The sequence below is a fragment of the Idiomarina zobellii genome (genome assembly GCF_900100855.1).
Lineage (GTDB): Bacteria > Pseudomonadota > Gammaproteobacteria > Enterobacterales > Alteromonadaceae > Idiomarina > Idiomarina zobellii.
Genome location: NZ_FNCB01000002.1, coordinates 364,115 through 390,518, shown reverse-complemented (window position 1 = coordinate 390,518; position 26,404 = coordinate 364,115). Strand labels below are relative to the sequence as shown.

The following is a 26,404-nucleotide window of genomic DNA, read 5'->3' as shown; positions in this document are numbered from 1 at the left end:
TTACGCACAAGCGAGCGACTCTGCTAAGCGGCAAGAAGAGTGGCGATTACTAAGAATCAGTTTTTTATGTTGTGACAGTTTATGTCTGGCGGCCATAGCGGTGTGGCACCACCTGAATCCATCCCGAACTCAGCAGTGAAACACACCAGCGCCGATGGTAGTGTGGGGTCTCCCCATGTGAGAGTAGGTCACCGCCAGACTTCAAATAAAAGAGCCCCAGCCGATTTTGGCTGGGGCTTTTTATTTTGTGTGTTGTGCTACTCGAGCATGGGCATGTGACAAAATCGCCGGGAGCGATTTTGAACGCACGTTAGTGCGGCCCGAAGGGCGGAGGGCAGGATGCCCGGAGTAAAGTAGGACACCGCCAGACTTCAAATAAATAACCCCGGTGCAAATGCATCGGGGTTTTTTTGTATTTAAATTTCAAGCTACGACCAAAGTCCAATTCCCTATATTAACAAACCCTCCTACATTTGTTAGCGACCCAATAACAATATTAATTTGAACAACTGGAGGGGACGTTTATGGCATTTGAAAGTGAAGATCATGCCAAAGCGTACTGGAAAGAAAACTTAGGCCTAATGTTAAAGCTTTTGGTGGTCTGGTTTATCGTTTCTTACGGCTTTGGGATCATACTGGTGGATGTACTCAACGAGATAACCTTTTTCGGCTTTAAGCTTGGATTTTGGTTCGCTCAACAAGGCTCCATCATTACCTTCATCGTGCTTATCTTTATATATGTAAGAGGCATGGCCAAACTCGATAACAAATACGCAGTTCACGAGGATTAATGCGCTATGGATATTCAAACGCTAACATTTATTATTGTCGGCCTGACCTTCGCGTTATATATCGGTATCGCAATTTGGTCTCGTGCCGGATCGACAAACGACTTTTACGTTGCAAGCGGTGGTGTACACCCTGTTGCTAACGGGATGGCAACAGCCGCTGACTGGATGTCAGCAGCATCTTTCATATCAATGGCTGGTATCGTCGCTTTCGCAGGTTACGATGGCTCAGTCTATTTAATGGGTTGGACAGGCGGTTATGTACTGCTTGCAATGTGTCTTGCTCCATACCTACGTAAATTCGGTAAGTTCACTGTCCCGGATTTTATTGGTGATCGTTACTACTCACAAACTGCACGTACTATTGCGGTATTGTGCGCTATTCTTATCAGCTTCACTTATATCGCTGGTCAGATGCGTGGCGTTGGAGTCGTATTTTCACGCTTCCTGGAAGTTGATATCGCGACTGGCGTTATTATTGGTGCGATCATTGTGTTTTTTTACACCGTTTTAGGTGGAATGAAAGGTATTACCTATACACAGGTTGCTCAATACGTTGTATTGATGTTCGCTTATGTTGTACCTGCGGTATTTATTTCATTAATGATGACCGATCATTTCCTACCGCAAACCGGTTTTGGCGCAACAATAGCTGAAGGCGTCCCTGGGGAGGGGAGTTATCTACTAGAACGGCTTGATGGGCTTTCGAAGGAACTCGGCTTTGCTGCGTATACGGAAGGTGTTCGTAGTAAAATAGATGTATTCTTTATTACAGCAGCATTAATGGTTGGTACCGCAGGCTTGCCACACGTGATCGTTCGTTTCTTCACAGTACCAAAGGTACGCGATGCACGTCGTTCAGCATTTTGGGCTCTGACTTTCATCTCAATTGTTTACCTAACAGCTCCTGCTATCGCATCTTTTGCGAAAGTGAATATCTTCAACACAGTCAACGGACCTGACTTACAAGGTGTTGAGTATGAAAACGCACCAAGCTGGGTTAAGAATTGGGAAAAAACCGGTCTAATTACCTGGGAAGACAAAAATGAAGATGGCAAGATGTTCTACTCGGGCGATGAACGCAACGAGATGACTATCGACCGTGACATTATGGTTTTGGCTAACCCGGAAATTGCAGACTTACCGGCATGGGTTGTAGCGCTAGTAGCCGCTGGTGGTGTGGCTGCAGCTCTATCGACCTCCGCAGGCTTATTGTTGGTAATATCGACATCGGTTTCGCATGACTTATTGAAGCGAAATTTGATGCCAAACATTACCGATAAGAAAGAGCTCCTCTATGCGAGGGTTGCGGCTGCAACAGCTATTATTATCTCTGTTTACTTTGGTATTTACCCGCCCGGCTTCGTGGCGCAGGTGGTCGCCTTTGCGTTCGGCTTAGCCGCAGCAAGCTTCTTCCCTGCGATAATTCTGGGTATCTTCCATAAGCGCATGAACCGTCAAGGTGCTGTTGCAGGTATGGTTGTGGGTATTCTATTCACCTTCTGCTACATTGTATTCTTTAAGTTTGTATCGCCAGAACTGAACACGCCTGAATACTGGCTGTTTGGTATCTCGCCAGAAGGCATAGGTACTCTGGGTATGATTATCAACTTTGTAGTTGCAACAATCGTACACAAAGCAACAGGTGACGCTCCTGAAGACATTCAGGAATTGGTTGAGTCAATACGGTATCCGAAAGGATCCGGTGAAGCTCAGTCTCACTAATTGCTTTCGACTAAGATAAGCCCAGCCTAAGTGCTGGGCTTTTTTAACTGTAAGTAAGGACGAAAACCATTATGGAAGCGTCTGAATTTTTAAAGCAATGCCCACCATTTGATGAGTTAAAAGGCGAGCACCTAAGTTGGGTTATTTCGCAGTTGCAGTCGGTTTATTTGAACGAAGAGAACTGCAATGACGTTATGACCTCAATGAGACCTGCATTATTTATAGTGCGGTCGGGAATTTTTGATCTGCGTGATGCCGACGGTGAACTTATCGAGCGTCTGGAAAGTGGGGACTTATTTGGTTACCCATCGTTGTTAACTGGTCGAGAAATTACTAACCGTCTAAAGACATTAAAAGACGGAATAGTTTACGTATTACCAGAGCACGCGTTCGATCGTCTTCGAAAAACCTCAAAACCATTTGAGCAGTATTTTATCAAAGCCCATGGGCAACGTTTATTAACTGAACGAAAAGCGAACACCACTTCTGAGTCAGACTGGAGTCAGCAAACAGTGCGCTCTATTGTTTCCAAAGCGCCGATTAGCTTAAGCAGTGAAACCCCCGTCCAGGATGCCGCTAAACTCATGTCGAAAAGTGGGATTTCGTCCGTCCTAGTTGTAGACGATAATCAACTGGTTGGAATTTTAACCGACAGGGATTTACGAAATCGTGTTATTGCTGAGGGGCTGCCTTTAGACATAAGAGTTTCATCGGTGATGACCCAATTGCCCGAGTCAGTAAACGAAAACCGCTCGTTAATGGATGCACTGACGGTTATGACGTCAAGTAATATCCACCATCTACCAGTGGTAAATGATAATAATCAGCCGGTTGGAATGATAACCGCTACGGATTTAATACGTCAGCAGCGTAGTGATCCTGTTTTTCTGATAAGCGCTATTCGCAAGGCGACGAGCAAAAAGCAGTTAATAGAGGAAGCTGCGAAGTTACCCGATTATCTGCAAACTTTTGCCAGCCGAGTAAAACAAACCTCGGTATTAGGCCGGCTGATGGCTTCAGTGACAGACGGGATGACGCGTCAGCTGATTAAATTGTACGAGCAGGAGCACGGTGCTGCGCCTGCCGCATACAGTTGGCTAGCATTTGGCTCTCAAGGAAGAGAAGACCAAACTCTAAGTTCCGATCAGGACAACGGACTATTGCTGAGTAACGGTCTCTCAAAATCGCAAAAAGAGTGGTTTGCCGGCCTGGGCGAATATGTTTGTGAAGGCTTGGGAGAGTGCGGTATTCCTTTATGCCCGGGCAATATCATGGCATCTAACCCCGAGTGCCGAGGTACCATTGATGAGTGGAAGGAAAAATTCAACGGTTGGATAAATAGCCCAACTCCCAAAGCGCTCATGTACTGCCAGATATTCTTCGATAGCCGACCCGTTATGGGTGAAGGTCGCTTTTATCAAACTTACAGAGAAGAAATAGCCAAGTTGGCCAATAACGATATGTTCTTAGGAAACCTGGCTATTTTAGTCAATAAGATACAAGTGCCCTTAGGTCTGTTTAACCGACTACGGACCTCAGATGCGGATGGTGAAGACACTATTGATATAAAACGCTATGGAATTGCGTTAATTAACGATATTGCGAGAATTTATTCATTAAAAGAAGGACTGATAGTTCCAGGTACTGTAGCGCGTTTAAAAGCCTTGCAAAAAAGTCGTCTGCTAAATTCAAAAGACAACCAGTCATTGCTCGAAGCATGGGAGTTTTTGACCCAGCTACGACTCAATCATCAACTGAAAGTGTGGGGAACCGACAAGCCTAAAAACGCTATTGATCCTGATGAACTCAGCACGCTTTCAAGACGGCAACTGAAAAGCGCTTTTCGTATTATAAAAGAAGCACAGCAAGGCGTTGGATTAAAATTCAGTAGGCTGGGCTATTAATGGCCAGTTGGTTACAAAACCTCGCGAATTGGTATGACCGTCGGCAACAATTGAAGCAGCCTTGGCAGCAGCTTAGGTATGTTGCTTTGGACATTGAAAGTACAGGCTTAAGCCCGTCAAAGCATGACATACTGTCAATTGCCTGGGTCAGCATTCAGCCACCTGCAATACAGCTTGGTAACGCTCAGTATCATGTATTTGCCCATGGTCAAGAAATTGACTTAGGGCAGAGCCCAACCATTCACGGCCTGACAAAAGACGACTTTATTCACAGTTCAGACCCGAAACAGACCTTTGCAATGTTGAGCCGTGCGCTAAACGATGCAGTGATGGTGTGTCACCACAAAGGAATGGACTGGGGATTCTTAAAGCAAGCTGAAAAAGTTTACGGTATTCCTATGAAGCCATTAGCTGTTTTTGACACACTAGCGTTTGAGAAAAAGCAGCTCGAAAAGACGGAAGGAGCTGTACGAAAAAACTCTCTCACTTTGTCAGCGTGCCGTAAGCGATACGGGCTACCTGATTATCATTCGCATCATGCGCTCACCGATGCAATTGCCTGTGGCGAGTTGTTTTTGGCGCAGGGGTACTCTGTTAATGAAAGTGAATTAACTGCGAAACATCTGTTACTAAAAAGGTAACCAATGTTAAATCTATTAATATATCAGGCTGATTAATAAACATTCTGTTTGTTTAACAATCGAACAAACAAGCCTCTTCAATAAAACCCCTGTAAACCCCTTGAAAAGATTCCCCCTGAGCGTTAAAAGGTTAACCCCCTGTTAAGGGATCAGGTTGCTTTTCGCCAATCAAGCAACGTTAAAAAATAAATGTTCCAGGGAGTAACTTATGAAAAGTATGACTTTCCGTAAAAGTCTGACGGCGGCTGCTATTGCCACGACGTTAGGCTTTCCTGCGTTCGTCGCAGCACAAGACTCGGGCGCAAATGACGTCGAGCGTATTCAGGTAACCGGGTCGCGTATTAAACGAACCGACATGGAAACGGCTAGTCCAGTATCCGTATTTGACGCCGAAGCAATAGAAGCTTCTGGCTTTACCACCATGGAAAAGTTCATCCATAACCTGCCTTCTATGAATGGTGCCATGAACGGTTCAAACGTTAATAATGGTTCTGGCGGTTATGCTTCAGCGAACTTGCGTGGTTTAGGCAGTGCTCGTACGCTTATTCTGATTAATGGGCGTCGTTATGCATCTGGCGACTTAAATGCAATTCCAATGGCAATGATCCAGCGCGTGGAAGTACTGCGTGATGGAGCCTCAACTATTTACGGTTCTGATGCCATTGCTGGTGTAGTTAACTTCATTACAAAGAAAGACTTTGAAGGTGCTGAGTTTAGTGCACAGTATGACCTTACTGGTGAAGGCGATGGTGAAACGACTAAATTGTCAGGCGTAGTAGGTACGTCAAGTGGCAACGGCAGTGTTGTCCTGGGTCTTGAATACCAAAACCGTAACTCAATTAGCCAGGGTGACCGAGCTTTTTCTCGTGTTCCACTTAATGAAGAAGACGGAAAACTGGTTACTGGTGGTTCCTCAACTATTCCTTATGGTACATGGTCCCCTGAAGGGAATAACAATAGCTATGTTGTTGACCCTCAAACCGGAGAAGTGCGTCAGTATAACTCTCAAGTAGACGCTTATAACTTTGCACCAGCTTCATATTTAAAATCACCTCAAGAACTCTTCACCATAAATGCGGTTGCAAACTACGATATTAATCGCGATTTACGAGTGTTCCTTGAAGGTGGTTATGCTAACCGTCAGTCTAACCAGTTAATGGCTGCAGAAGGCACTTTCTGGGGAGCTACAGTAGCTGGTGAACATCCAGATAACCCAATTGGTGAAGATGTTGTTATGTATCGTCGTCTCGCCGAAACCGGCGGTCGCCAGTTTACTCAGGACTTCTCTGATTACCGTATGGTTTTAGGTTTCGAAGGTTATTTGGATAATGGCTGGTCTTGGGATGTTTCTTACAATTATGCTCGCTTTGTAGATGCTAGCGTTGACTACGGTCGAGCGAACCCGACTCGTTTTGAAAACTTGTTGGATCCAGCACTATGTGCTGCGGATGACTTATGCTCAGAAATTGGCGTATGGAACCCGTTTGAAGCTGGTACTTTAACTCAGGAAATGATCGACTATGCGACAGTTCCAAACTCTCCTGTTGAGAGCGGTACTACTAAACAGTTGATGGCTAACCTGACTGGTGATACAGGAAGCTGGTCTCTTCCTGCTGGCTCAATTGCTTGGGCTGCTGGTGTTGAAAAGCGCTGGGAAAAGTACAGTAATCAACCGGACGGTGCTGCACTGTTAGATCAAATTTATAACGTAGCTGCTATTCCAACAAATGGTTCTTATGACGTTGAAGAAGTCTATGTAGAAGCAGATATTCCGCTTTTACGTGACCTTCCAGGCGTTCAGTCATTAGACTTATCAGCCGCAGTTCGTCGTTCAGACTATAACTTCCTTGACGCACAAACGACCACGAAGTTTGGTTTAGAATACGTACCAAAAGATGGTCTGTTAGTTCGCGCTACTATTGCTGAAGGGTTCCGAGCTCCTACAATCAGTGACCTGTATGGTCCTCAGTTAACGTCTTATTCAAGCTACACAGACCCGTGTATTGAATACGGAGATAGTAGTAACGAAACATTAGTAGCAAACTGCAAGGCTGAAGGATTAGACCCTGATTTCAACTTGAGTAATAACCAAGCCGCAACATTATTGTCTGGTAACGAAAACCTTGAGCCAGAAACTTCTGATAGCTTCACATTCGGTGTTGTTTATCAACCGGAGTTCATGGACAACCTGAATATTGCTGTCGATTACTATGATATCGAAATTGAAAACGGCATAGGTGCACCAAGCACAAGCTTTATCGCTAATCAGTGTTACAACAGCGAAAGTTTCTCATCACCAGCATGTGATGATATTTTAGGCCCGGAAGCTGTTGGAACAAAAAGTTGGGACGGTTCTGATTACCGCGATGCGCAGGGTTATATCTCTGGTGTAGATGCGATAACTCAGAACATTTCAACGTTTGAAACGTCAGGTATAGACTTTGATGTTAACTGGAATGACAAAGTTGCTGGTGGCTTGCTAACGTTGCGTTTAGATGGTACTTACTTGGACAAATACAGCTATCAAGTTCAAGAGGGCGTCGCTCCTTTAGAGTTGGCTGGTAAGTTTGGTGCAGACACTAACTTGGCTGGTCGCATAGCTGCGTTTTCTAAAGTACGCACAAACTTAACTGCCTCATACAAGGTTGATGATGTTGCAGTGAGCTGGACGTCCCGTTATCAGTCTGGTGTAGATGACATAAACTACAGCGAGAGTGACTTAAGCAGCTCTGTTGGTAGTTATATTTACCACGACATGCAAGCGTCGTACTTCTTTAACTCAGAAACGACCTTCACGTTAGGTATTCGCAACCTGTTTGACAAGCAACCGCCTTACGTATCGAATAACAATGACATGAACACGTTGAACACGTCATACGATACAGCAGGTCAATACTGGTATGCTCGTTTAGGTTTCCGTTTCTAAACGTTTCGTTTTTCCTGTTATAAAGCATCAGCCCGGCTCTTTGAGTCGGGCTTTTTTGTGGTAGCATGAAAATACTGTCGCAGTAGTACTGGAGTGAACAATAATGAAAACAACAAAAAATCCATGGACTGAGTATTGGCAACGAGGCGCGAAAGCAAGTTTTCTGGATGAAAAGTCGCGTCTGCAAGCTTACCAAATGCGCAAATTTTGGTTTGAGCGTTTCGACGAAGCTGAGATAAAACAACCGATAGTTGATATTGGCACTGGTAATGGTGCTGTTGTGCAATGGTTGACGGAGTATTCAGAAGAAAAAGGCAAAAAGTTAGATGTGCACGGCATCGACTCTGCTGAGATTAACCCGCCAAATAAAGAACTTAAGCTTTCAGGTAACACACCTTATGAAACCTTCAAACTACCGTCGAATAAAAAGGTGGGTATGTTTGTCTCGCATTATGGTCTGGAATACGGTGATATGGCTGAAGGCTTAAAGAACTTGCACACTCAGCTAAAGCGGGGCGGAGTATTAATAGCACTAGTGCATTCGGAAACATCGGTTATTTACAAGAAAAGCCAGGCTATATATGACTTAATTCCTTCCGCAATAAAACACTTGAAGAAATCAGTAGCGCCACTGCAAGATGCGTTACTGAAACACGGACCCAACAATTTGCCACGCTCAGCGCTGCAGGCACAACAGGCACTTAATCAATTTGCACGAAAATATGAGCGTAACCCGGCTTTTCATGCAATGAACTTTGTACCGGCAACAAAGCATGTGTTGCAAGCCGCTGCAAAAGGTAATGAAGTTGAATCGCGTCAAGTTTACGCAGGGTACTTAAACTCGATAAATGCACATAAGGCGAGAACTCAGACTTTATTGAAAGCCGTGGAACAGCTCAGTGGCATCGAAGAGACAAAAAAACAGTTTGAAAACGCAGGCTTTAAAAATGTTGTTATTCAGGAAGTAGAGTTTCCAGAAAGCGGCGTTTTTGGTCACTGTATTCAGGCATCAAAATAATTGTACGATTTTCCCTTGAAAAGCCGTAGTATGCGGCTTTTCACATCATTTTGACATAATTAACAATATCACTTCAAAAAGTTTACATATTTTCTACTTCCTGCTAGATTTGAAGCTGCTTCAAAAGAGAAGCGATATAATAAAAACGTTCCAGGGAGTTTTTACTCATGAGAAATACATTTTTTAAACGTACGTTAACAGCTGCGGCTGTTGCTGCGGCTATGGGCATGACTACACCAGCTATAGCTCAACAGCAATCAAGCATTCTAGGTGAAGTGGAAGCCCAGAATGTTCAGGGATTAACTGTAACTGCGACTAACCCGGAAACAGGTTTTTCGCGTGAAATCGACGTTGTAGATGGTGAATTCCGTTTTCCGGCAATGCCTACAGGAACTTATGAACTTCAAGTCAAAAGAGGTTCTGAAGTTGTTGCTAATCAAACAGTTCGTGTATCACTAGGTACGAACGCAACTCCAACAATACGAGTTGGTGATTCAGTTGAAACTATCCAAGTAACTGGTGCTCGTATCTCAAATGTTGATGTAACAACGACAAACTCAGGTTTAGTAGTTGGTGAAGTTGAGTTTGATAAACTACCGGTAGCTCGTGACTTAACTTCCGTAGCTTTACTTGCGCCAGGTACAGTTCCAGGTGATGATGGATTCGGGAACAATGCTTCATTCGGTGGCGCTTCTGTTGCAGAGAACTCATGCTATATCAATGGCTTAGAGGTTACTGATACTCGTCGAGGTCTTGGTTGCGGTTCTGTTCCATTTGAGTTTTATAAAGAGTTCCAGGTAAAAACTGGGGGAATGTCTCCTAAGTATGGTCGCTCAACTGGTGGTGTTATTAATGCTGTCACAAAAAGCGGTACAAACATGTGGGAATTCTCTGCAGTTTCTTTCTTCGAACCTTCGGGTCTACAAGAAGAAGGTTCAATCTCGCGTGGTCAAGGTGGTACAGGTGATGTCTTCCGCGATAACAGCGTTAACGAAAATGATGAATACAGCGTCACGTTAAGCGCATCTGGTCCAATTATCGAAGATACTTTATTTATATACGCACTTGTTAATCCTCGCTCTCAAGAAACTACTAACGCTTCTGTTATAGGTGGTGAATTCGCCGCTGATAATCGTTATAACGAGTGGGAGTCCTCGGGGAGTGATAATCTGTTCTGGGGTGCAAAAATTGATTGGGATATCACTAACAATCATCGTTTGAGTTACTTTGGTTATTCTAACGAGAATACTGAAACTCGGGACATTTACGCTTACAATCCGAATACCCGTGTTGTTGGTGACAGTATCGGTACAACTATTTATGAGAATGGTGGTACTGCGCATAGCTTAAGTTATACGGGCTATTGGACTGATAATTTAACAGTATCAGCGATGGCTGGCGAGCTTGAGACTCAGTATGGTTCTGAACCTTCAAACACTGAATGCTCAACAGTTATTGATACCCGTGAAGATCTAGCGAACCCAGCAAGTTCATGTGGTCCAGGTGGCTCCATTGGTGAAAACTTCGATAAGAATACCCAGTACCGTTTAGATCTTGAGTACTACTGGGGTGACCACACAATTCGTGCGGGCTACGACTTTCAAGAGCGTGATTCAACCAATATAACTCGCCCAATTGGCGGTCATAGCTGGGAATATGCAACGCTTGAAAATGGCGGCTCGGTGCAGGGTGATAGTGGCGTGTTATTTACAAATAACAGTGGTGCCGCAGTCGACTACGTTTCAGACCGTATCTTTACAGGTGGCGGTAGCTTCGGTTCGGAGCTTTCAGCCTACTATATTGAAGACGAATGGCGTGTAGCACAAGACGTGACCTTGAATATTGGTTTCCGTAAGGATAAGTTCGAGGGTAGTGGTACTACAGATCAACTTCTTTACTCTTTTGATACTAACTGGGCACCGCGTTTAGGCGCAAGCTGGGACGTATTTGGCACCGGTGATACGAAGCTTTACGCTACATGGGGTAAATATTACCTTCCTGTACCAAATAACACGATCTACCGTGCTGCATCAGGTGTAAGTGATACAACAACGTATTATTACTTTGATGACATTGATCCGGCAACAGGCGTGCCTCAAGGTTTAGATCCGGTTAACGGTACCGCGGCAAATAGCCAAACAACGTCATCAGTTTCTGTTGTTCCGACAAAGCCTGTGTTCCAATCACAAGAGGCAGACCCGTTTGCTCGTGAAGAGTTCATTATCGGTTTTGAACAATCAATTAATGAAGATTTAGCGTTCTCATTACGTGGTACATACCGCGATGTAACGAGTGCACTTGATGACTACTGTGGTATCTATGCTTACCCTTACTGTGTATTGATTAACCCAGGTGAAGATTCAACTTGGTACAAAGATGGATACTATTGGGATGGTGAAGCACTAGACCAAGATAAACTAGCATTGTTTGATGGACAACCGGATGAAGGTTCTTTGACTACTCATCCTAATGACACCACTATTCAAATGCCTGAAGCAAACAACGAGTACTTGGCATGGCAGACAGAGTTGAAGTACAACACGGAAGATTTCCGCATGAACTTCATCTACACTTGGTCTCGTAGCACAGGTAACTTCGAAGGTGCAGTTAAGTCTGACATTGATCAGGCCGATCCAGGTATTACCCAGGATTTCGATTTCCCGGCTCTGATGGATGGTGCTCAAGGTTATCAAGCTAACGATCGTCGTCACGTGTTTAAGTTGTTCGGTAGCTACGACATTGACGATAACTGGACTGCGGGTTTCAACACTACGCTCTCTAGTGGTCGCCCGCTGTCTGCGTTTGGTCAAGGTTATCCAAACAAAGATCCTAACATCTATGGTAGCTACGGTGATACTTTCTACATCGCCGACTGTGATGATGTGACTGGTGACTGTACTTATAACCGTGTTCCTCGAGGAACAGTGGGTCGTACGCCTTGGACGTTCAATATTGATGCGTCAATTGCTTATAACTTCACTGTTGGTGATTTTGATATGAAAGCTTCACTAGATGTTTTCAATATCTTAAACACTCAAGAAGCAACTTCATTGAACGAACATTATGAGGTAACTGAAGGTAATCGTAACCAGTGGTATGGTGCAGCTTACTCTTGGCAGACACCTCGCTATGTGCGTTTAGGATTCGAAGCTCGTTTCTAAGTTATTCACAAAGCCCAAAAGACCGCTCAAACGAGCGGTCTTTTTGTTGAGGGTAACTTTTTAGTCTAAGTCTGTTAATAGGTTTTATTAGAAACTATAAATTGCCACTGATATTAGATAACCGAAAATTTTTAGGTTTTAAAGGGGGGAGGCATGTATCACACCCAAGGCTTCATAAACAAGAAAGCATCTAACAAATAAAAAACTAAAAGTTTACATATTTATAACTTCCTGTTAAATTCCTTAACACTTCTTAAAAGAAGTAAAACAATAAAAAACGTTCCAGGGAGTTTTTACTCATGAAAAATATTACATTCCGAAAAAGCTTAACGGCGGCAGCAGTAGCTGCGTCTTTAGGCTTCCCAGCGTTAGCTGTTGCGCAAGATGCTGAATCTTCGCAAGAGCAAATGGAAGATGTTGAGCGTGTAACAGTAACAGGCTCAAGAATTGCTCGTATGGGAGATATTGCACCTACACCAGTCACTGTTATCTCTGGTGACGGTTTAGTTGACGCTGGTGTAAATAACGTAGCTGACCTTTTACACGAAATGCCGAGCACATTAGTAGGCCTTTCTCCAGAGACAACAAATAACACAATTTTTGCTAGTGGCCTGAATAATACTGACCTACGTGGTTTGGGTTCGGACAGAACCTTAGTATTGGTTAACGGTCGTCGCTTCATCGCTGGTGCGCCGGGTTCAGGGGCTGTCGACTTAAATAATATCCCTACGGCGATGGTCGAACGGATTGAAATTACTACTGGTGGCGCATCGGCGGTTTATGGCTCAGACGCAGTAGCCGGTGTCGTAAACATTATTACAAAGAAAAGCTTTGATGGTGTAGAGCTGGATGTATCAGCAATTCGTCCATTCGAAGACGGCGGCGATGAAGAGTTTGCCTCTTTAACGTTCGGCTCTAGTACAGGTAAAGCGAGTTTTGTTACTAACTTGAGTGTAACGAAATCAGGTCAATTGTCGGCTATGGATCGTGAAAACTTACGTGAAGCGCCAATTGTTTTGCAGAATCCAGAGGCGGCAGCGAATCCCGATGATGATACTATTCCGCAATTAATTTTCTGGGGATTAGGACAGCAAGTTTTAGCTTCTTATTCAGAAACCAGTGACTTCTCTACTGTGTTTGGTGATAAATATAACTATACAGCAGACGGTCAGCTCAAACCATTTGGTTATGGTGAGCCTTTACCTTATCGTTTAGGTAGTGGTCGTCAAGACTACTTAGGTGGTGATGGTTATAATTTCTCTGAAAATACTTACTATAGAACACCGCTTGATAGAATAAACTTTACAACTCATATGAGTTACGAGTTTAATCGCGACCATGCAATGCAATTAGAAGTGAACTATTCAAAAACTGATGCGTACGGTGAAAGCTCACCAGCATTCTTAGGATTTACTGTTCGCCCAGATAATGCATTCTTAACTGATGATGCTAGAGCAATTATTCAGAGCGACTTTGAAGATCGTACGGCTCTCAGAGAAGGTACCTACCCAGGATATCCTGCGTTCGGTGACGATATTGGGCAGTATACTTCCGGAAGTATACTTGCGTCGGATTTCGGTAATCGTCAATATACTCAGGATCGTACTTTAGCGCGGGCTTCATTGAGTTTCGAAGGTGCTTTAGGTGGCGGTTGGTTGTATGACGCTTATGCAACTGTCGGTCATGTTCAAGCTGATACCGAATGGTATGGCGAATTGTTTGAAGATCGCTTTTACCAAGCTATTGATGCAGTAGAAGTTGACGGTGAAGTACAGTGTCGTGATACGTCCAATGGTTGTGTGCCTCTTAATATTTTTGGCTCTAATCAATTTTCCGATGAAGCTTACGACTGGGTAAGTACGGACGCAATTCGTCGCGCTTCCATACAGCAGAGTGTTGTTGGCGCAACGGTAACAGGCGACTTGTATGAGCTACCAGCTGGTCCGTTAGCGACAGCGTTCAGTGTCGAGTATCGTGAAGAAAAAGCTTCAACGTTGCCTGACCCAGCTATGCGTGCAGGCTTACTGTTTAACAATTTATCTTCCCCGCTTGATGGCGAATATAATGTATCAGAAGCTGCTTTTGAGCTATCTATTCCAGTATTAAGTGATGTAGCTTTCGCTAAATACTTAACTGTTGAAACGGCGTACCGTTATATGGATTACTCAACATCAGGAACGGATGATGCTTGGAAACTAGGTGTTAACTGGGAAGTAAATGATGAACTTAGAATCCGTGCTAGCCGTTCTAAATCGGTCAGAGCTCCAAATATCGGTGAACTATATAATCCGCCAGGTCAAACATTCGCAAGCTTCTTTGACGTATGTGATTCGGACCGAGTAGGTGAACTTAGTACTGAATACCGAGATCAAATTCGCGCAAACTGTGCTGCTGCTGGTGTGCCAGAGGACTTCTCTCCTTCTGATGAGTGGTATGGCTCTACCAGACCAGGCTTCAACGAGGGTAACCCTAACTTAAGCAACGAACAGGCAAAAGACGTAACAGCGGGCTTTGTTTATACGCCAAGTTACTTGCCTGAGCTGAGCTTAACCGTAGATTACTGGGATTTCGAAATTACCAATGCAATCTCAGCAGTTGGTGTAGGAACGGCTGTTAACCTTTGTTACCGCTCTAGCTCCATCGATAACCCTTACTGTGACTTAATCGAACGTGATCCTGAAACGTTTGAGATAGACAATTTCTATCAACGTCCTGTTAACGCTGCTTATAGCAGTACTTCAGGTTACGATATAGAGGCCGCTTATCGGTTAGGAACGGACTTTGGTAACTTTGACTTCCGTCTAATTGGTACTTACCTTAATGAGCGAATCAGTAATAGTACTGGCTTAGCTGAAGATGAGATTGATGCTACTGGTGAACAAGCACGTCCGGAATGGAGACATCGCTTCATTACTAGTTATCAGATCAGTGATTTCTCAGCTGTTCTTTCTATGACTTACAGAGCGTCTACTGTTCTTGATAATAATTGGACACCAAACCAAAATAACTACAATGATGTGCCTTCTTATACGAAGTTTGACCTAACAACTCGTTATGATGTTACACCAGAACTTCAAGTGAGACTTGGTTTGTTGAATATGTTTGACAAATTACCTCCTCGTCGTCCAGGTATGTACAGCCAAGGTGCTTACTATGATTTATTGGGTCAACGTATTACTTTAGGCCTTAACTACTCATTTTAATAATTAGTGAGTTTAAACTTTAGCTTGTTATTTGAAAGGGCAAGTTAATTGTAATATCCAAATCTCGGCTGCTTTGTCAGCCGAGATTTTTTTATACAAGTATTTTTATTGTTTATAGGTCTTTCCTAAACCTTCCCTAACACCTGCCGATACAAAAGCATCAGCGTTTTAAATACAGGTGCGTTTATGGCTCTTCGCTCGACTCTTTTTGCAATAATGGCGTTGCTTTTCAGTAGCTCTGCATTAGCTCACGTCAGCAATCCTCATGAAAAAATTGGCGATGATTTAGCTGCACAGCTTGCAAGTCAACTACAGCGAGTTAACCAGCATTACGGCTATTCAAATATTGGTGTTACGCGCTGGGTGCTAGCGGAAACCTTAGAGCTTCCAGAACAAGGCGACTCAATGTACAAGCTAAGCCATCAGCTAAGTGAAAGCCTCTACGCACACCTTAAAGAGCGTAACCTGGATGTCGTTGAATTTAGAGCTCAGGACTATGTAACGCTAACGGCCGACGGCTCAACCAATATGACACGCAATGTTGATGAGCTGGAAACTCAGCCAAAACTCGACTGGGTCTTAGTCGGAACGTTGTCGCGTAAGGATGATGGTGCCATTGTGAACTTGCGTATTATTGACCGCCGCAGCCAAGAAGTGCTGGCAGCGGCAAACCGCTATGTGCCAAAACACCTGTATTGGTCCAATAAGCAAACAGAAATGGTTGATGGTCGGCTACAACGCCATTAAAAACGCAGATATAGGACAGTCATTATGAATGTATTAAGTAAAGTATTTATATCGGCAGCTGCGTTAAGTTTAGTTTCGGCCTGTACCGTCTTGCCGGCAAAACAGCAGGTCGCAAAAGAGCAGCCACCCGAAACTTATTCGCAGCCCTACAGCGCACAATACAGTGCCAAACTTGCGGAACAACTAGTTGATAACGCCAGCATTCGACTCAGTGGTGTTAAAGTCGGTATTACCAACCTTGTCGGTGTAACGGGTCAGTACAATGAGAGCTCGGCTCTCAGCCAGGTGCTGTCTGAGCAGTTAGTGCAGGAGTTGCATCGCCGCGAGCTAAGTGTATTGGACTTCAAAACAACGGACTTTATTCGCGTTACATCGAACGGTGATTTTGCATTAACGCGTGACTATATGGAACTTGACGAGATCATGCCAATAACGCACGTGATGGTGGGGACTTTGTCGCATCATCGTGATGGTATTATGGCAAACGCTCGCTTGGTCGACATCAACACCAAAGATGTTGCTAGTGTGGCTCAGGTATTTATTCCGGCTCACGTGGTTCATCAATTAAGCGAAGACCACGGCAAGCCGGTTATTAGAAAAGCGCCTTAACCAATTACGCACTTTTATGCGCATAAAAGTGCGTGTTTCTACTTTTTTATGCGCATAAAAGTGTTGTTTGTTATAATTGGGTAACAAATTTGGTATTTCGAGGGTGTTATGTCTCAAGCTGGTTCTTCGTCGGAAAATCAATATCAAGGCAGCTTTAAACCTAAAATGGATAATTTTGAAACAAGCCTTAATTATGAAGGATTGACGTACAAAAAATCGTCAAAAAGTACATCCATACAAGAGCTAAAGCGAAAGTATGCGCGATAAATATGGGGTAGCTGAGGATAAATACTGTTATCCGGGCACTGACATACTTATTAACCTGCTAGACATTAAAGATGCGGACTTATTAGCAGAAGCTGAAGTTGCTTTTACCGCAGAGCGTTATAAAACGTACTGAATCGCCACTAGTTCACTAGACACTCAGTAGCCGTTTTTTCAAAACGTTTTTCATACTCTACCGGCGATAACTGATCATTGGAACTGTGCCGGCGGCCTCGACGGGGCAGTCGCCAGAAGAACGCAACTGACCGATGCTGGCGGTTACATCGATATTGTGCTCGACTTTGTTTTCTATAGTGCGGTGGTGTTTGGTTTTTTACTGGCATCTCCAGAGCAGAACGCCGTAGCAGCCGGAGTGCTACTGGTGACCTTTATGGGCACGGGGTCAACGTTTTTGGCATTTGCCAGCGTGGCGGGAAAGCGGGGAATCGAGAACCCTTCGTACCCCAATAAGTCACTGCACTACATGGGCGGTTTAACGGAAGGTTTTGAAACCATACTGGCGCTTGTCGCATTTTGTCTGTGGCCTCAGCTTTTTGCTGTGTTGGCGTATATTTTTGCCGCGGCCTGTTGGATAACAGCAATAACCCGCATTCTGGCGGGTTACCGAACCTTAAGAAAGGGAGCGGCTGACAATGTCTGAAACAGCCTGGCGACTGAGCGTATTTTTGGGTGTGCTTATTCTCATGGTGTTGTGGGAGTATGCGTCGCCTAAGCGCCGATCGCGCTACAGCCGTAAGGAGCGCTGGCCGGCAAACTTAGGCATTGTGGTTATTGATACCGTGCTTTTAAGAGTTATCGCCCCCATTGGTTTAACTGGCGTAGCGGTATGGGCTGAAAACAGCGGCTGGGGCGTATTGAAAATACCTTTTACTCGCAACTGAGTTGGCTTGCGTCCCCGGCAGGAGTCGAACCTGCGACCTATTGCTTAGGAGGCAATTGCTCTATCCAGCTGAGCTACGGGGACGTGCCGCGAATTATGCCAGAACCGGCGAGCGGTTTCATCCCCTAGTCAATGGGAACAACCCAGTCTCTGACTTGTACATTATGCAGCATATTGCTGCCGGTTAACTGAGCCACTGCTGTGCTTTGCTGAACTTGTTGCACTTCCACGTCAAACTGGCTGACTTCCCATTTTTGGCGAAAACGACCCTGGTCATCGGTAAAGTGGCTCGGGTGCAGGACCTTTAATTTGTCGCCTACTTTAACGCCGTGTTGCTGGCCTAAATTAAACTGTACGGTCTTTTCATCAACAGCAACAACCCGGCCGCGCACTGGCTTACAAACAAGCTTTTCTTTCACGCCACCGGCCAGGTCTTCTAAGCCACTGTCGAGAGCGGCGCCAAAAGGTTCGTCCCAGAAGTTAGCAGTAGCCACATCAACGGTTGCCGAGCGGTCAAACGTCCAGGGTTGAGTGTCTTCAACTCGGGCACGAGTCACTAGCTGGCCAGTGCTTGCATCTAATAAATAAAGGGTTAGTGCGTAATGGCGGTCAGGCGTTGACGACCATAACCAGCCTGAATCCGTATTCATCATAGCCAGGTCGTCAAATAATCCAAACACCACAAACTGACTGTCATTAGCCAGCCCAAGACTTCGTGCCATACGACCTAACTCTTCAAGGTTCAGACCACTTAAAGCGTTGTTTAGACCGGCGTGACGCTGCAAGGTATGCGCAATATGAATTTGGCTGCCAACACCGCCCAGAGTGCGGGAAAAGCGCTCAGCGGCAACTTCACCAATGTCCCAAATTTGGCCCCAGGTGCCATGGGCTCGATCACGAAGCTCAAACGGCACAATAGTGACGGAATTTTTGTAGCTACTGCGGGTGCAGTCACCTTCACGGTTCCAGATATCAGCACGTAATAAAACCACGACACGATCATCGCGAACCTCTTCACGAACAATACTGACTTGATCAACATTGCCTCGACTGGTCCACTGGGTTTCTGTGTTACTTAATACACCATCGACAACTTGCTGAATACTGCTGATACTGCCACCGGAGGAGAGTAGGGCTTGCTGAAGAGCGTTTTCAATGGCTTGCTGGCGTGCCTTTTCGACATCACCGTTAACAATACGCGCCGTACCCTGAGCTTCAATCCAGCGGGCGTCGCTTGGAAACGCAAGAAAAATAAGTGACGCGAGTAAAAGCAAGGTCTTCCAGTTCATGTGTCGTATCCCAGTCTTATCCAAAGTGTCGATTTATTGTCGGTCTTTGTGGTTTTCTCTGAAATAAACTGCAAGAACCCTGCCAAATTATGACTTAAAAGCGCCGCTTAATAATAAACAACACGTTTTACTTTTTGCTGGCGGTTGGTGCTTTGATACAAGCGGTGCACTTTCTCAAAGTCTAAACGCAACTCTGTCGCGTAATACTCGCCTACAGTGTAGGTTTTCACAACTTCGGCCCCGCGAATAACACCGTCAACCGATGCCTGAAAGCTGTCGTTATTTAACGCCCAGTCTTCCACTGAACTGCTACCGGCAATCCGTTGTCCGTAAACTTGCTCTGCAAGCTCTCGGTACGCAGCGAGCTTTGAGGCGCGCATAGCGTTTAAGTCTTTTACTTGAGCGGAGTCGCCGGCTTGTTTTTCAATGGGGGCATAGCCAACCGCATTTAAAACCGGAAAGGTGTCAGGAGTTTGGGTTTCCCATTCGACGTGCTTTTGATCGTACACAAAGTTGTTGTAAGCGGCACAACCGCTCAACAGCATTGATGAAAGGATAACACCCAGTGTCAAAATTTGCTTTGTCATAACGACCTCTACGGACTAAAACGTACTAATCGTTATAACGGCTGAAGCACAGAATTCTTTAACGAATTTTGCCTTTACTGTTGTAGGTCAGAGAGTCTTTGCGGGCCGACTGCAAAATACTTTGCTTGAGTTGGTCAATGCTGTTCAGCGTCGACTGAACCACACGTTCATTGACTTGGTTTTGGTGTTGAATATTGGCGAGGGTTTGCTTAATGGACTCAACCGCAGCGGCTAACTGCGCGTCTTCTTTCAAAGTGTCTTTGTCGGGATGCTCTGACAACAAAGTGTCGAGGCGTGTCACTTCGGCCAGAGCTTTTTCTTTTTCTGAAGTAATAGCAGGAACGTCGGCATGCTCGCGTTCGACAATGGCATTTAGCTCGCGCTGTTGCAGCAAAGCCAGCCTATCTAGCGACTCCGTCATGTCATCAAGCAATTGGTTTACCGACGCTACTTCCGTCATTACTCGTCGTTACCACCTGCAAACAGATCCGACTCAAACTGAGCTAGCTTTGACGCTAACTGCTCAACATTAATTTTGTATGAGCCGCTTTCAATTTCTGATTTAATTTTGTCGACTTTAGCCTGGTCGATGCCACTACTGTTCATGGCTTTTTCCTGCAAGCCGCCCAGTTGTTGCGCTTCGCTGGTTAAAGAAACCGCATCACCGCCTTTCTGAGAAACCGATGCAGAGTTACCTGCCTGGCCACCATTTTGGACCTGACGGTTGCTTGACTTGTTGTCGATGCTGGCGTTTTTCAGCCCGGCATTATTGATATTAATAGCCATTTTCTTGCCTCGCTAGATAGTAAGTCTCGGTTACTTATCGACCATATCCGAAAAAACTTAACTAAAAAATGCACTTTTTTGTAAAGTATTCTAAAGGTTGACGGTAACCTCGTTAAGCCCTGTCACAACAGCCTCTATCGATTTGCCTGAGCGGGCATTTTTTACAACAACCGACTCGCCTTTTAAACCGTCAGCTAACGCTTTTCCGTCAGCGGTAATTCTCAACGCCTTGTTTTGAGCTACTATTGTAACCGTTTGGTCCTCACAAACAAGGCAGGTGTCAGTCGCTCGAATGGCCTGTCCCGCACCAATGCGCTTTTTGACGCGAGCGCCAACCAATAGTTCCTTCTCGGTGTAAACATTAGAGCGTATTTGGTTTAAGTCCACTTCGGCAAACGTTAAATCGCTTTCGCTAATCATTTGACCCGGAGTCATGGGGCCGGACGCCGTCACGACATTTTTGTAACGGTAAATTCTGACCGGTACATAAGTACGCCACCCATTTGCCGTCGCACATTTAATTTCAACGGTTGTGTAGCCGTCTAAGCGCGCGTTGCTCGCTAAACCAACATCTGGTGCTGCTGAGCAGCGTTTAGGCGTCATTCTTGGGTCGAGGTTATTGGCAACAACATCAATACGACCATTTTCAGGCGCACTGACTCTTGAGCGCACAAAGTCATGCGCCAGAGTCTGTAATGCCTTATAATCCAGGCGTACGTCATTACCTTGCGCTTGTGCGTGATTTGCGCTCAGACCAGTAAATAAGGTCGTTATTGCAAAAATCGAACTGATCAGCAGCGATTTACGTACTATCATAAAAATATCCTGACGTTATCTATTAAGGTTATCTGGCTGCCTGCCGAAAAAAACGGTATAACGTCAAAAGTTCGGCGGCGTCACCAATACATATTTGCTGGTAGTGGTTTAAGCAAATACCGTGCCGAAGTAAGGTAGCCTGCCATATTACAGGAGTGAAGCATGGCCAGTATTCTCGATTCAGTGAATCAGCGCACACAAATGGTCGGACAGAACCGACTGGAATTGTTGATGTTCAACCTCGCTGGCAAACAGCGTTTCGGCATCAACGTATTTAAAGTGCGCGAAGTATTGCAATGCCCTAAATTAACGGCAATGCCGCAGCGCAACCCGTTAGTCAGAGGTGTTGCACATATTCGTGGCCAGGCTATTTCCATTATCGATTTGAGCATGGCAACCGGCGGGCCGGCTATCACCGACATTGAAAACCGCTTCGTCATTATTTCCGAATACAACCGAACTGTTCAGGGCTTCCTGGTGGGTGGTGTTGATCGCATTATGAATATTAATTGGGAAGACGTAATGCCACCGCCGAAAGGGGCAGGGCGTGACGCTTATCTGACCGCGGTCACCGAAATCGAAAATGAATTGGTTGAAATAATTGACGTTGAACGTATTTTGGCCGACATAGTGCCGGTTAACTCGGACGTTAGTGAAGAAGTAGCTAGTGCCGAAATCAATGTTGCCAAAGAAGATCTCACTATTCTTATTACCGATGACTCTTCAGTAGCACGCAACCAAATTAAGCGCGCGCTTCAGTCGTTGGGTATCAATCTGGAAGTGAAGAAAAACGGTAAAGAAGCGCTTGAGTATTTAAAAGAGAAAGCAAAAGAGTTGGGCGGCAATGTGCACACCCACGTACCTGTTATGGTGTCCGACGTAGAGATGCCGGTGATGGATGGCTATACATTAACCGCTGAGGTAAAAGCTGACCCCGATTTACGCGATATTCATGTTATTTTGCATACATCATTGAGTGGCGTCTTTAATCAGGCTATGGTGAAGAAAGTCGGCGCCGATGATTTTATTGCAAAATTTCATCCCGATGAGCTGGCGACAGCCGTTCAAAAATGGCTTAATACCGAAGTAACCATTTAAAGAGTAGCAGTTAATATAACGTGTCGAATCGCGAATTAAGTTTATCGGAATACCAAGAGTTTCGTCAGTTCCTGGAGCACCAGTGCGGTATTGTGCTGGGCGAGAGTAAACTGTACTTGGTTAAAAGCCGGCTCAGCCCGTTAATGGGGCGCTTTAATATTGACTCGTTGTCAGAGTTGGTAAAGCGCTCTATGAAAATTAGTGAACGCGCACTGAGGGCGGCGGTTATTGACGCCATGACCACTAATGAAACCTTATGGTTTCGCGACACTTACCCATTTCAAATTCTGCACGATCGTATTTTTGCTGAATACAAAAACCACACCGGACCTCTAAAAATATGGTCAGCGGCCTGTTCGTCCGGACAGGAGCCGTACTCTATTGCCATTACCTATGACGAATTTAAGGCCAAAAACCCTGGTGCTCTAAAAGGTGGCATTAAAGTGACCGCCACGGATATTTCCAATAAGGTATTAGAGCAGTGTGGTATTGGTGAGTACGACAGTTTGGCACTAGCGCGTGGCTTATCCGCAGAGCGTCGTCAAAAGTACTTTACTGAGGGTAGTAAGCCGGGGGCGATGAAAGTCAGAGATAACTTAAAAACATATATCCACTTCCGGCACCTGAACTTATTGGACAGCTATTCATTACTCGGCAAGTTCGATGTTATTTTTTGCCGCAATGTGCTTATTTACTTCTCCCCGGAAGTAAAGCGGAAAATTATTGCCCAATTCCGGCAATCATTAAACCCGGGCGGCTACCTCATTCTTGGCGCATCGGAGTCTATTTCAGGCTTAACCGATGATTTCGAGATGATTCGCTGCAACCCCGGTATTATCTACCGTCGTAAGTAACGACGCCCCTTAGCCTCCTTTTCAAAAATATCTGTCGGAAATTCTGGCACGATATCTGCATTGTCTTCACCATCGAACACTGTGGAGACAAAAAAATGGCACTTTCCATGGATAAAATTATGGGAATACAGCAACACACGCTGGGTATACGCACCCAACGTGCAGAGCTTATTGCCAATAATATTGCAAACGCAGACACCCCCGGCTACAAGGCCAAAGGGCTGGATTTTCAGCAAGCGCTGCAACAGGCACAGCGCGGCATTGAAAGTCACAAAATGGCGCGCACCCACGAAAAGCACTTCAATGTTGAAATAAAACCGCAGGGCACAGAAAAGTTTCGGGTTCCAAACCAACCCGACACGGGTGACGGTAATACTGTCGATGTGCAGTTGGAACAAAACTTGTATGCACAAAATGCACTGGAATATGAAATGACCATGAATTTTCTCGACGGTCGTATCAGTGGTGTGAAGAAAGCCCTTGGCGGCGGACAGTAGGTGAGGTGAAAAACAATGAGCCTATTTAATATTTTCAACGTGACCGGTTCGGCAATGAGTGCCCAGTCAGTACGACTGAACACCACAGCCAGTAATCTGGCCAATGCAAACTCAGTTAGTAGCAGTATCGATGAAACCTACAAAGCGCGTAACCCGGTCTTCGCGACCGCACTAGCTGACGCTAAAGGCGATTATCGCGGCAACAGTCTGACGAATCAGACACAAGCCGGACAAGCGGCGGGCGTAAAAGTTTTGGGCATAGTCGAAAGTGATGACCCACTGCAAATTGAGTACGCACCAAACCACCCCATGGCGGACGAAAACGGCTACATCTATAAGCCGAACGTTAACACCATGGAAGAAATGGCCAACATGATTTCGGCATCCCGCTCATACCAGACCAACGTTCAGGTGGCGGATACAGCCAAAACAATGACGCAGCGTTTACTACGCATGGGTCAAGGGTAAGCAGGAGATAACAAATGGAAGGCGTAAGCAATAACTCCTACATCGACAGCATGAAATGGAAGAAGGACGAAGGCGCGAAATACGCTGACCCTGACGAGCAGCAAAAGCTTGAGCAGGAAGACTTCTTCAAGTTGTTGACGCAGCAGTTAAATATGCAGGATCCGTCCAAGCCGGTTGAGAATGATCAGATGATTGCTCAAATGACCAGCTTCACCATGGCGGAAGGTATTACCGGAATGTCTGAGCGTTTTGACCAGTTTGCGGAAGACATGACATCAAACCAGGCATTGCAGGCTTCGACTATGGTTGGGCGCAAAGTATTGGTTCCGACTGATCAGGCAAACCTGGAAGAAGGTGCAGGTGTGTCGGGGATGATAGCCACGCCGCAAACCGCTCAGAATGTGAAAATTAACATTAAGGACTCGACCGGTGCGGTGGTGAAAACCCTTAACCTGGGCGATATGCCGGAAGGCACCAAAGAGTTTGAGTGGGACGGAACCACGACAACCGGCGAACAAGCGCCGGCCGGTAATTACTCATTTTCGGTGAACGCGACAGTCGGCGGTCAAACCGAAGAGCTTCCATTACAAATGCATGCACGCGTTCAAAGTGTCAGTACTGGCGGTGAACGTGGCGTTGTTTTGAATCTTAAAGGATTAGGTGGCATCAAGCTTTCCGATGTCTCTGAAATTAGTTAACAAGTGAGGTGACTTATGTCATTTAGTATTGCACTCAGCGGTATCAATGCATCTCAAAAAGATTTAGATGTAACTGCTAATAATATTTCAAACGTCAAGACGTCGGGTTTTAAACAATCTAGAGCTGAATTCGCTGACGTTTATGCGACAAGCATCTTTAATGCCGGTAATACCAAAGTTGGGGACGGCGTTTTGACCTCATCGGTAGCTCAGCAGTTTAGTCAAGGCGCGCTAGAACTCACTGAAAACTCATTGGATATGGCGATTTCAGGCAACGGTTTCTTTGCAACAACCGATGATCTCGGCTCTCGTGATATGACTTATACGCGCTCGGGTGCGTTTAAGTTGAACGACGATAAATTTATTGTTGATAACCAAGGCAACTACTTACAAGGATATCAGGTCGATAGAAACAGTGGTGTGAATTCATCTGTTGCTTTAGCTACTACACAGCCTATTCGTATACCAGATGTGGCGGGTGCTCCGCAAAGTACCGATAATGTATTTACCGCATTTAACGTGGATGCGCGTCGCTCGCCGATTGATGGTACAGCAAACCCGTTTGATCCTGAGACGCCAAGTACTTATCACAGTTCAACCTCTGCAACCGTCTATGATTCACTGGGTGAGTCGCATACGCTTTCTACTTATTACGTGAAACGAGATAATGCGAACAACCAATGGGATGTCTACGCAACATTTGACGGGCAAGAAATTGATATGACCCCAACCGGCTCTGGAACAGCTTCTGCTACAACATCAGTAAATGGCTATTCGGGGGTTCAAATTGCATTCCAGGGGAATGGTGAGCCTGATACGGGAGTCCCAGGTCAGACGAACTTTGATCCTGCGAACTTCGACTTGAGTGGAGCAGGGCCCGATGGACCATACCTTGATAACGGTGCAACGGCTCAAACAATTCAATTTAACTTCCAAGATCTAAGCGGCACAACAACACCGACTCAGTTCGCATCAGATTTCGAGGTGACTAACCTGGACCAAGACGGTAGCACCGTAGGCCGTCTGACTAACGTTGATATCGACAAGTCAGGCCTTATTGCTGCAACTTATTCAAATGGTGACGTTCAATACTTAGGCCAGGTTGCCATTGTTCGCTTTGCCAACGAGCAGGGCTTAACGCAAATTGGTGGTACCAAGTGGCGTGAGAGCATTGACTCGGGTGAGCCGCTGTCAGGCGAAGCCAATACCGGAACTTTTGGTGGCATTGAAGCGTCAGCCCTGGAAAACTCCAACGTTAACCTAACCAAAGAGCTGGTGGATCTGATTACCGCGCAACGTAACTTCCAGGCAAACTCGCGTTCGTTGGAAGTGAATAACACGATTAACCAGACTATCCTACAGATTCGATAATTGAGTTAACTGGGAAATGTAAAACAAAAGACGCCTTCGGGCGTCTTTTTTCG

Annotated in this window: 23 protein-coding genes, 1 tRNA gene, 1 rRNA gene and 1 pseudogene; 20 read left to right on the top strand and 6 right to left on the bottom strand. The window is 45.3% G+C overall.

The annotated features are described in order from the left end of the window. Positions 1 to 84 precede the first annotated feature (84 nt). The 14 genes and pseudogenes from rrf (at position 85) to BLT32_RS03935 (ending at position 17,888) form a co-directional block, all read left to right on the top strand. Positions 85 to 200 (top strand): 5S ribosomal RNA (rrf, locus tag BLT32_RS04000). A 324-nt stretch (positions 201 to 524) separates the two neighbouring features. Next, complete coding sequence (locus BLT32_RS03995) at positions 525 to 791, top strand: DUF4212 domain-containing protein (protein ID WP_053952993.1); 267 nt, start codon at positions 525 to 527, stop codon at positions 789 to 791. A 6-nt stretch (positions 792 to 797) separates the two neighbouring features. Then, on the top strand, positions 798 to 2,513 hold the full coding sequence (locus tag BLT32_RS03990; protein ID WP_053952992.1) for a sodium:solute symporter family protein: 1,716 nt from the start codon (positions 798 to 800) through the stop codon (positions 2,511 to 2,513). A gap of 71 nt (positions 2,514 to 2,584) precedes the next feature. After that, positions 2,585 to 4,417 carry a DUF294 nucleotidyltransferase-like domain-containing protein gene (locus BLT32_RS03985; RefSeq protein WP_053952991.1) on the top strand — a complete coding sequence of 611 codons (1,833 nt, stop codon included), beginning with the start codon at positions 2,585 to 2,587 and terminating at the stop codon, positions 4,415 to 4,417. Continuing rightward, positions 4,417 to 5,058, top strand: a complete 642-nt coding sequence (locus BLT32_RS03980; protein ID WP_053952990.1) for a 3'-5' exonuclease — start codon at positions 4,417 to 4,419, stop codon at positions 5,056 to 5,058. The genes BLT32_RS03985 and BLT32_RS03980 overlap by 1 nt, the downstream gene beginning before the upstream one ends. 208 nt (positions 5,059 to 5,266) lie before the next feature. Beyond that, entirely contained in the window at positions 5,267 to 7,984 is a 2,718-nt protein-coding gene (locus BLT32_RS03975; RefSeq protein ID WP_053952989.1) for a TonB-dependent receptor, read from the top strand. A 103-nt stretch (positions 7,985 to 8,087) separates the two neighbouring features. Further along, positions 8,088 to 9,002, top strand: coding sequence for a class I SAM-dependent methyltransferase (locus BLT32_RS03970; RefSeq protein ID WP_053952988.1), 915 nt, complete (start codon positions 8,088 to 8,090; stop codon positions 9,000 to 9,002). A 167-nt stretch (positions 9,003 to 9,169) separates the two neighbouring features. After that, positions 9,170 to 12,163 (top strand): TonB-dependent receptor, encoded by a 2,994-nt coding sequence (locus BLT32_RS03965; protein WP_053952987.1) that lies wholly within the window; start codon positions 9,170 to 9,172, stop codon positions 12,161 to 12,163. A gap of 299 nt (positions 12,164 to 12,462) precedes the next feature. Then, positions 12,463 to 15,366 (top strand): TonB-dependent receptor plug domain-containing protein, encoded by a 2,904-nt coding sequence (locus tag BLT32_RS03960; RefSeq protein WP_053952986.1) that lies wholly within the window; start codon positions 12,463 to 12,465, stop codon positions 15,364 to 15,366. 186 nt (positions 15,367 to 15,552) lie between these two features. Further along, a complete protein-coding gene (locus BLT32_RS03955; protein WP_053952985.1) occupies positions 15,553 to 16,113 on the top strand; it encodes a FlgO family outer membrane protein in 561 nt (186 codons plus the stop codon). 24 nt (positions 16,114 to 16,137) lie between these two features. Then, positions 16,138 to 16,722: a FlgO family outer membrane protein gene (locus BLT32_RS03950; protein ID WP_053952984.1), complete on the top strand. Its 585-nt coding sequence runs from the start codon at positions 16,138 to 16,140 to the stop codon at positions 16,720 to 16,722. Positions 16,723 to 16,978: 256 nt separating this feature from the next. After that, a complete protein-coding gene (locus BLT32_RS03945; protein ID WP_200906796.1) occupies positions 16,979 to 17,122 on the top strand; it encodes a hypothetical protein in 144 nt (47 codons plus the stop codon). Positions 17,123 to 17,215: 93 nt separating this feature from the next. Further along, positions 17,216 to 17,647: pseudogene (locus tag BLT32_RS03940) on the top strand (CDP-alcohol phosphatidyltransferase family protein); the annotation flags it as partial. Beyond that, entirely contained in the window at positions 17,640 to 17,888 is a 249-nt protein-coding gene (locus tag BLT32_RS03935) for a hypothetical protein (protein WP_053952983.1), read from the top strand. The pseudogene BLT32_RS03940 and the gene BLT32_RS03935, both read left to right, overlap by 8 nt. Before the next feature lie 9 nt (positions 17,889 to 17,897). Here BLT32_RS03935 and BLT32_RS03930 read toward each other — a convergent pair. The 6 genes from BLT32_RS03930 to flgA form a co-directional block, all read right to left on the bottom strand. Continuing rightward, positions 17,898 to 17,971, bottom strand: a tRNA-Arg gene (locus tag BLT32_RS03930). Positions 17,972 to 18,012: 41 nt separating this feature from the next. Continuing rightward, positions 18,013 to 19,176, bottom strand: a complete 1,164-nt coding sequence (locus BLT32_RS03925) for a flagellar assembly protein FlgT (RefSeq protein ID WP_053952982.1) — start codon at positions 19,174 to 19,176, stop codon at positions 18,013 to 18,015. Positions 19,177 to 19,283: 107 nt separating this feature from the next. After that, positions 19,284 to 19,763, bottom strand: a complete 480-nt coding sequence (locus tag BLT32_RS03920; protein ID WP_053952981.1) for an LPP20 family lipoprotein — start codon at positions 19,761 to 19,763, stop codon at positions 19,284 to 19,286. A gap of 58 nt (positions 19,764 to 19,821) precedes the next feature. Beyond that, entirely contained in the window at positions 19,822 to 20,223 is a 402-nt protein-coding gene (locus BLT32_RS03915; protein WP_053952980.1) for a flagellar protein FlgN, read from the bottom strand. Next, entirely contained in the window at positions 20,223 to 20,549 is a 327-nt protein-coding gene (gene flgM / locus BLT32_RS03910) for a flagellar biosynthesis anti-sigma factor FlgM (RefSeq protein ID WP_053952979.1), read from the bottom strand. Before flgM ends, BLT32_RS03915 begins: the two co-directional genes overlap by 1 nt. A 90-nt stretch (positions 20,550 to 20,639) precedes the next feature. After that, positions 20,640 to 21,365, bottom strand: a complete 726-nt coding sequence (gene flgA, locus BLT32_RS03905; protein WP_053952978.1) for a flagellar basal body P-ring formation chaperone FlgA — start codon at positions 21,363 to 21,365, stop codon at positions 20,640 to 20,642. Between the two features lie 162 nt (positions 21,366 to 21,527). On the opposite strand from flgA, the gene BLT32_RS03900 reads away from it, so the two are divergent. The 6 genes from BLT32_RS03900 (at position 21,528) to flgE (ending at position 26,351) form a co-directional block, all read left to right on the top strand. Next, the gene (locus BLT32_RS03900; RefSeq protein WP_053952977.1) at positions 21,528 to 22,463 is read left to right on the top strand and encodes a chemotaxis protein CheV; all 936 of its coding nucleotides are present in this window, start codon (positions 21,528 to 21,530) and stop codon (positions 22,461 to 22,463) included. 20 nt (positions 22,464 to 22,483) lie between these two features. Further along, positions 22,484 to 23,317 (top strand): CheR family methyltransferase, encoded by an 834-nt coding sequence (locus tag BLT32_RS03895; protein ID WP_053952976.1) that lies wholly within the window; start codon positions 22,484 to 22,486, stop codon positions 23,315 to 23,317. Positions 23,318 to 23,412: 95 nt separating this feature from the next. Next, positions 23,413 to 23,814 (top strand): flagellar basal body rod protein FlgB, encoded by a 402-nt coding sequence (gene flgB / locus BLT32_RS03890; RefSeq protein ID WP_053952975.1) that lies wholly within the window; start codon positions 23,413 to 23,415, stop codon positions 23,812 to 23,814. A gap of 15 nt (positions 23,815 to 23,829) precedes the next feature. After that, entirely contained in the window at positions 23,830 to 24,282 is a 453-nt protein-coding gene (flgC, locus tag BLT32_RS03885; RefSeq protein WP_053952974.1) for a flagellar basal body rod protein FlgC, read from the top strand. 14 nt (positions 24,283 to 24,296) lie between these two features. Beyond that, positions 24,297 to 24,980 carry a flagellar hook assembly protein FlgD gene (flgD, locus tag BLT32_RS03880; RefSeq protein WP_053952973.1) on the top strand — a complete coding sequence of 228 codons (684 nt, stop codon included), beginning with the start codon at positions 24,297 to 24,299 and terminating at the stop codon, positions 24,978 to 24,980. A gap of 15 nt (positions 24,981 to 24,995) precedes the next feature. Further along, positions 24,996 to 26,351, top strand: a complete 1,356-nt coding sequence (gene flgE, locus BLT32_RS03875; RefSeq protein WP_053952972.1) for a flagellar hook protein FlgE — start codon at positions 24,996 to 24,998, stop codon at positions 26,349 to 26,351. Positions 26,352 to 26,404: the final 53 nt, after the last annotated feature.

Coding starts and splice junctions, on each gene's coding strand:
- BLT32_RS03995 (WP_053952993.1), top strand. CDS start 525: ATGGCATTTGAAAGTGAAGATCATGCCAAAGCGTACTGGAAAGAAAAC.
- BLT32_RS03990 (WP_053952992.1), top strand. CDS start 798: ATGGATATTCAAACGCTAACATTTATTATTGTCGGCCTGACCTTCGCG.
- BLT32_RS03985 (WP_053952991.1), top strand. CDS start 2,585: ATGGAAGCGTCTGAATTTTTAAAGCAATGCCCACCATTTGATGAGTTA.
- BLT32_RS03980 (WP_053952990.1), top strand. CDS start 4,417: ATGGCCAGTTGGTTACAAAACCTCGCGAATTGGTATGACCGTCGGCAA.
- BLT32_RS03975 (WP_053952989.1), top strand. CDS start 5,267: ATGAAAAGTATGACTTTCCGTAAAAGTCTGACGGCGGCTGCTATTGCC.
- BLT32_RS03970 (WP_053952988.1), top strand. CDS start 8,088: ATGAAAACAACAAAAAATCCATGGACTGAGTATTGGCAACGAGGCGCG.
- BLT32_RS03965 (WP_053952987.1), top strand. CDS start 9,170: ATGAGAAATACATTTTTTAAACGTACGTTAACAGCTGCGGCTGTTGCT.
- BLT32_RS03960 (WP_053952986.1), top strand. CDS start 12,463: ATGAAAAATATTACATTCCGAAAAAGCTTAACGGCGGCAGCAGTAGCT.
- BLT32_RS03955 (WP_053952985.1), top strand. CDS start 15,553: ATGGCTCTTCGCTCGACTCTTTTTGCAATAATGGCGTTGCTTTTCAGT.
- BLT32_RS03950 (WP_053952984.1), top strand. CDS start 16,138: ATGAATGTATTAAGTAAAGTATTTATATCGGCAGCTGCGTTAAGTTTA.
- BLT32_RS03945 (WP_200906796.1), top strand. CDS start 16,979: ATGCGCGATAAATATGGGGTAGCTGAGGATAAATACTGTTATCCGGGC.
- BLT32_RS03935 (WP_053952983.1), top strand. CDS start 17,640: ATGTCTGAAACAGCCTGGCGACTGAGCGTATTTTTGGGTGTGCTTATT.
- BLT32_RS03925 (WP_053952982.1), bottom strand. CDS start 19,176: ATGAACTGGAAGACCTTGCTTTTACTCGCGTCACTTATTTTTCTTGCG.
- BLT32_RS03920 (WP_053952981.1), bottom strand. CDS start 19,763: ATGACAAAGCAAATTTTGACACTGGGTGTTATCCTTTCATCAATGCTG.
- BLT32_RS03915 (WP_053952980.1), bottom strand. CDS start 20,223: ATGACGGAAGTAGCGTCGGTAAACCAATTGCTTGATGACATGACGGAG.
- flgM (WP_053952979.1), bottom strand. CDS start 20,549: ATGGCTATTAATATCAATAATGCCGGGCTGAAAAACGCCAGCATCGAC.
- flgA (WP_053952978.1), bottom strand. CDS start 21,365: ATGATAGTACGTAAATCGCTGCTGATCAGTTCGATTTTTGCAATAACG.
- BLT32_RS03900 (WP_053952977.1), top strand. CDS start 21,528: ATGGCCAGTATTCTCGATTCAGTGAATCAGCGCACACAAATGGTCGGA.
- flgB (WP_053952975.1), top strand. CDS start 23,413: ATGGCACTTTCCATGGATAAAATTATGGGAATACAGCAACACACGCTG.
- flgC (WP_053952974.1), top strand. CDS start 23,830: ATGAGCCTATTTAATATTTTCAACGTGACCGGTTCGGCAATGAGTGCC.
- flgD (WP_053952973.1), top strand. CDS start 24,297: ATGGAAGGCGTAAGCAATAACTCCTACATCGACAGCATGAAATGGAAG.
- flgE (WP_053952972.1), top strand. CDS start 24,996: ATGTCATTTAGTATTGCACTCAGCGGTATCAATGCATCTCAAAAAGAT.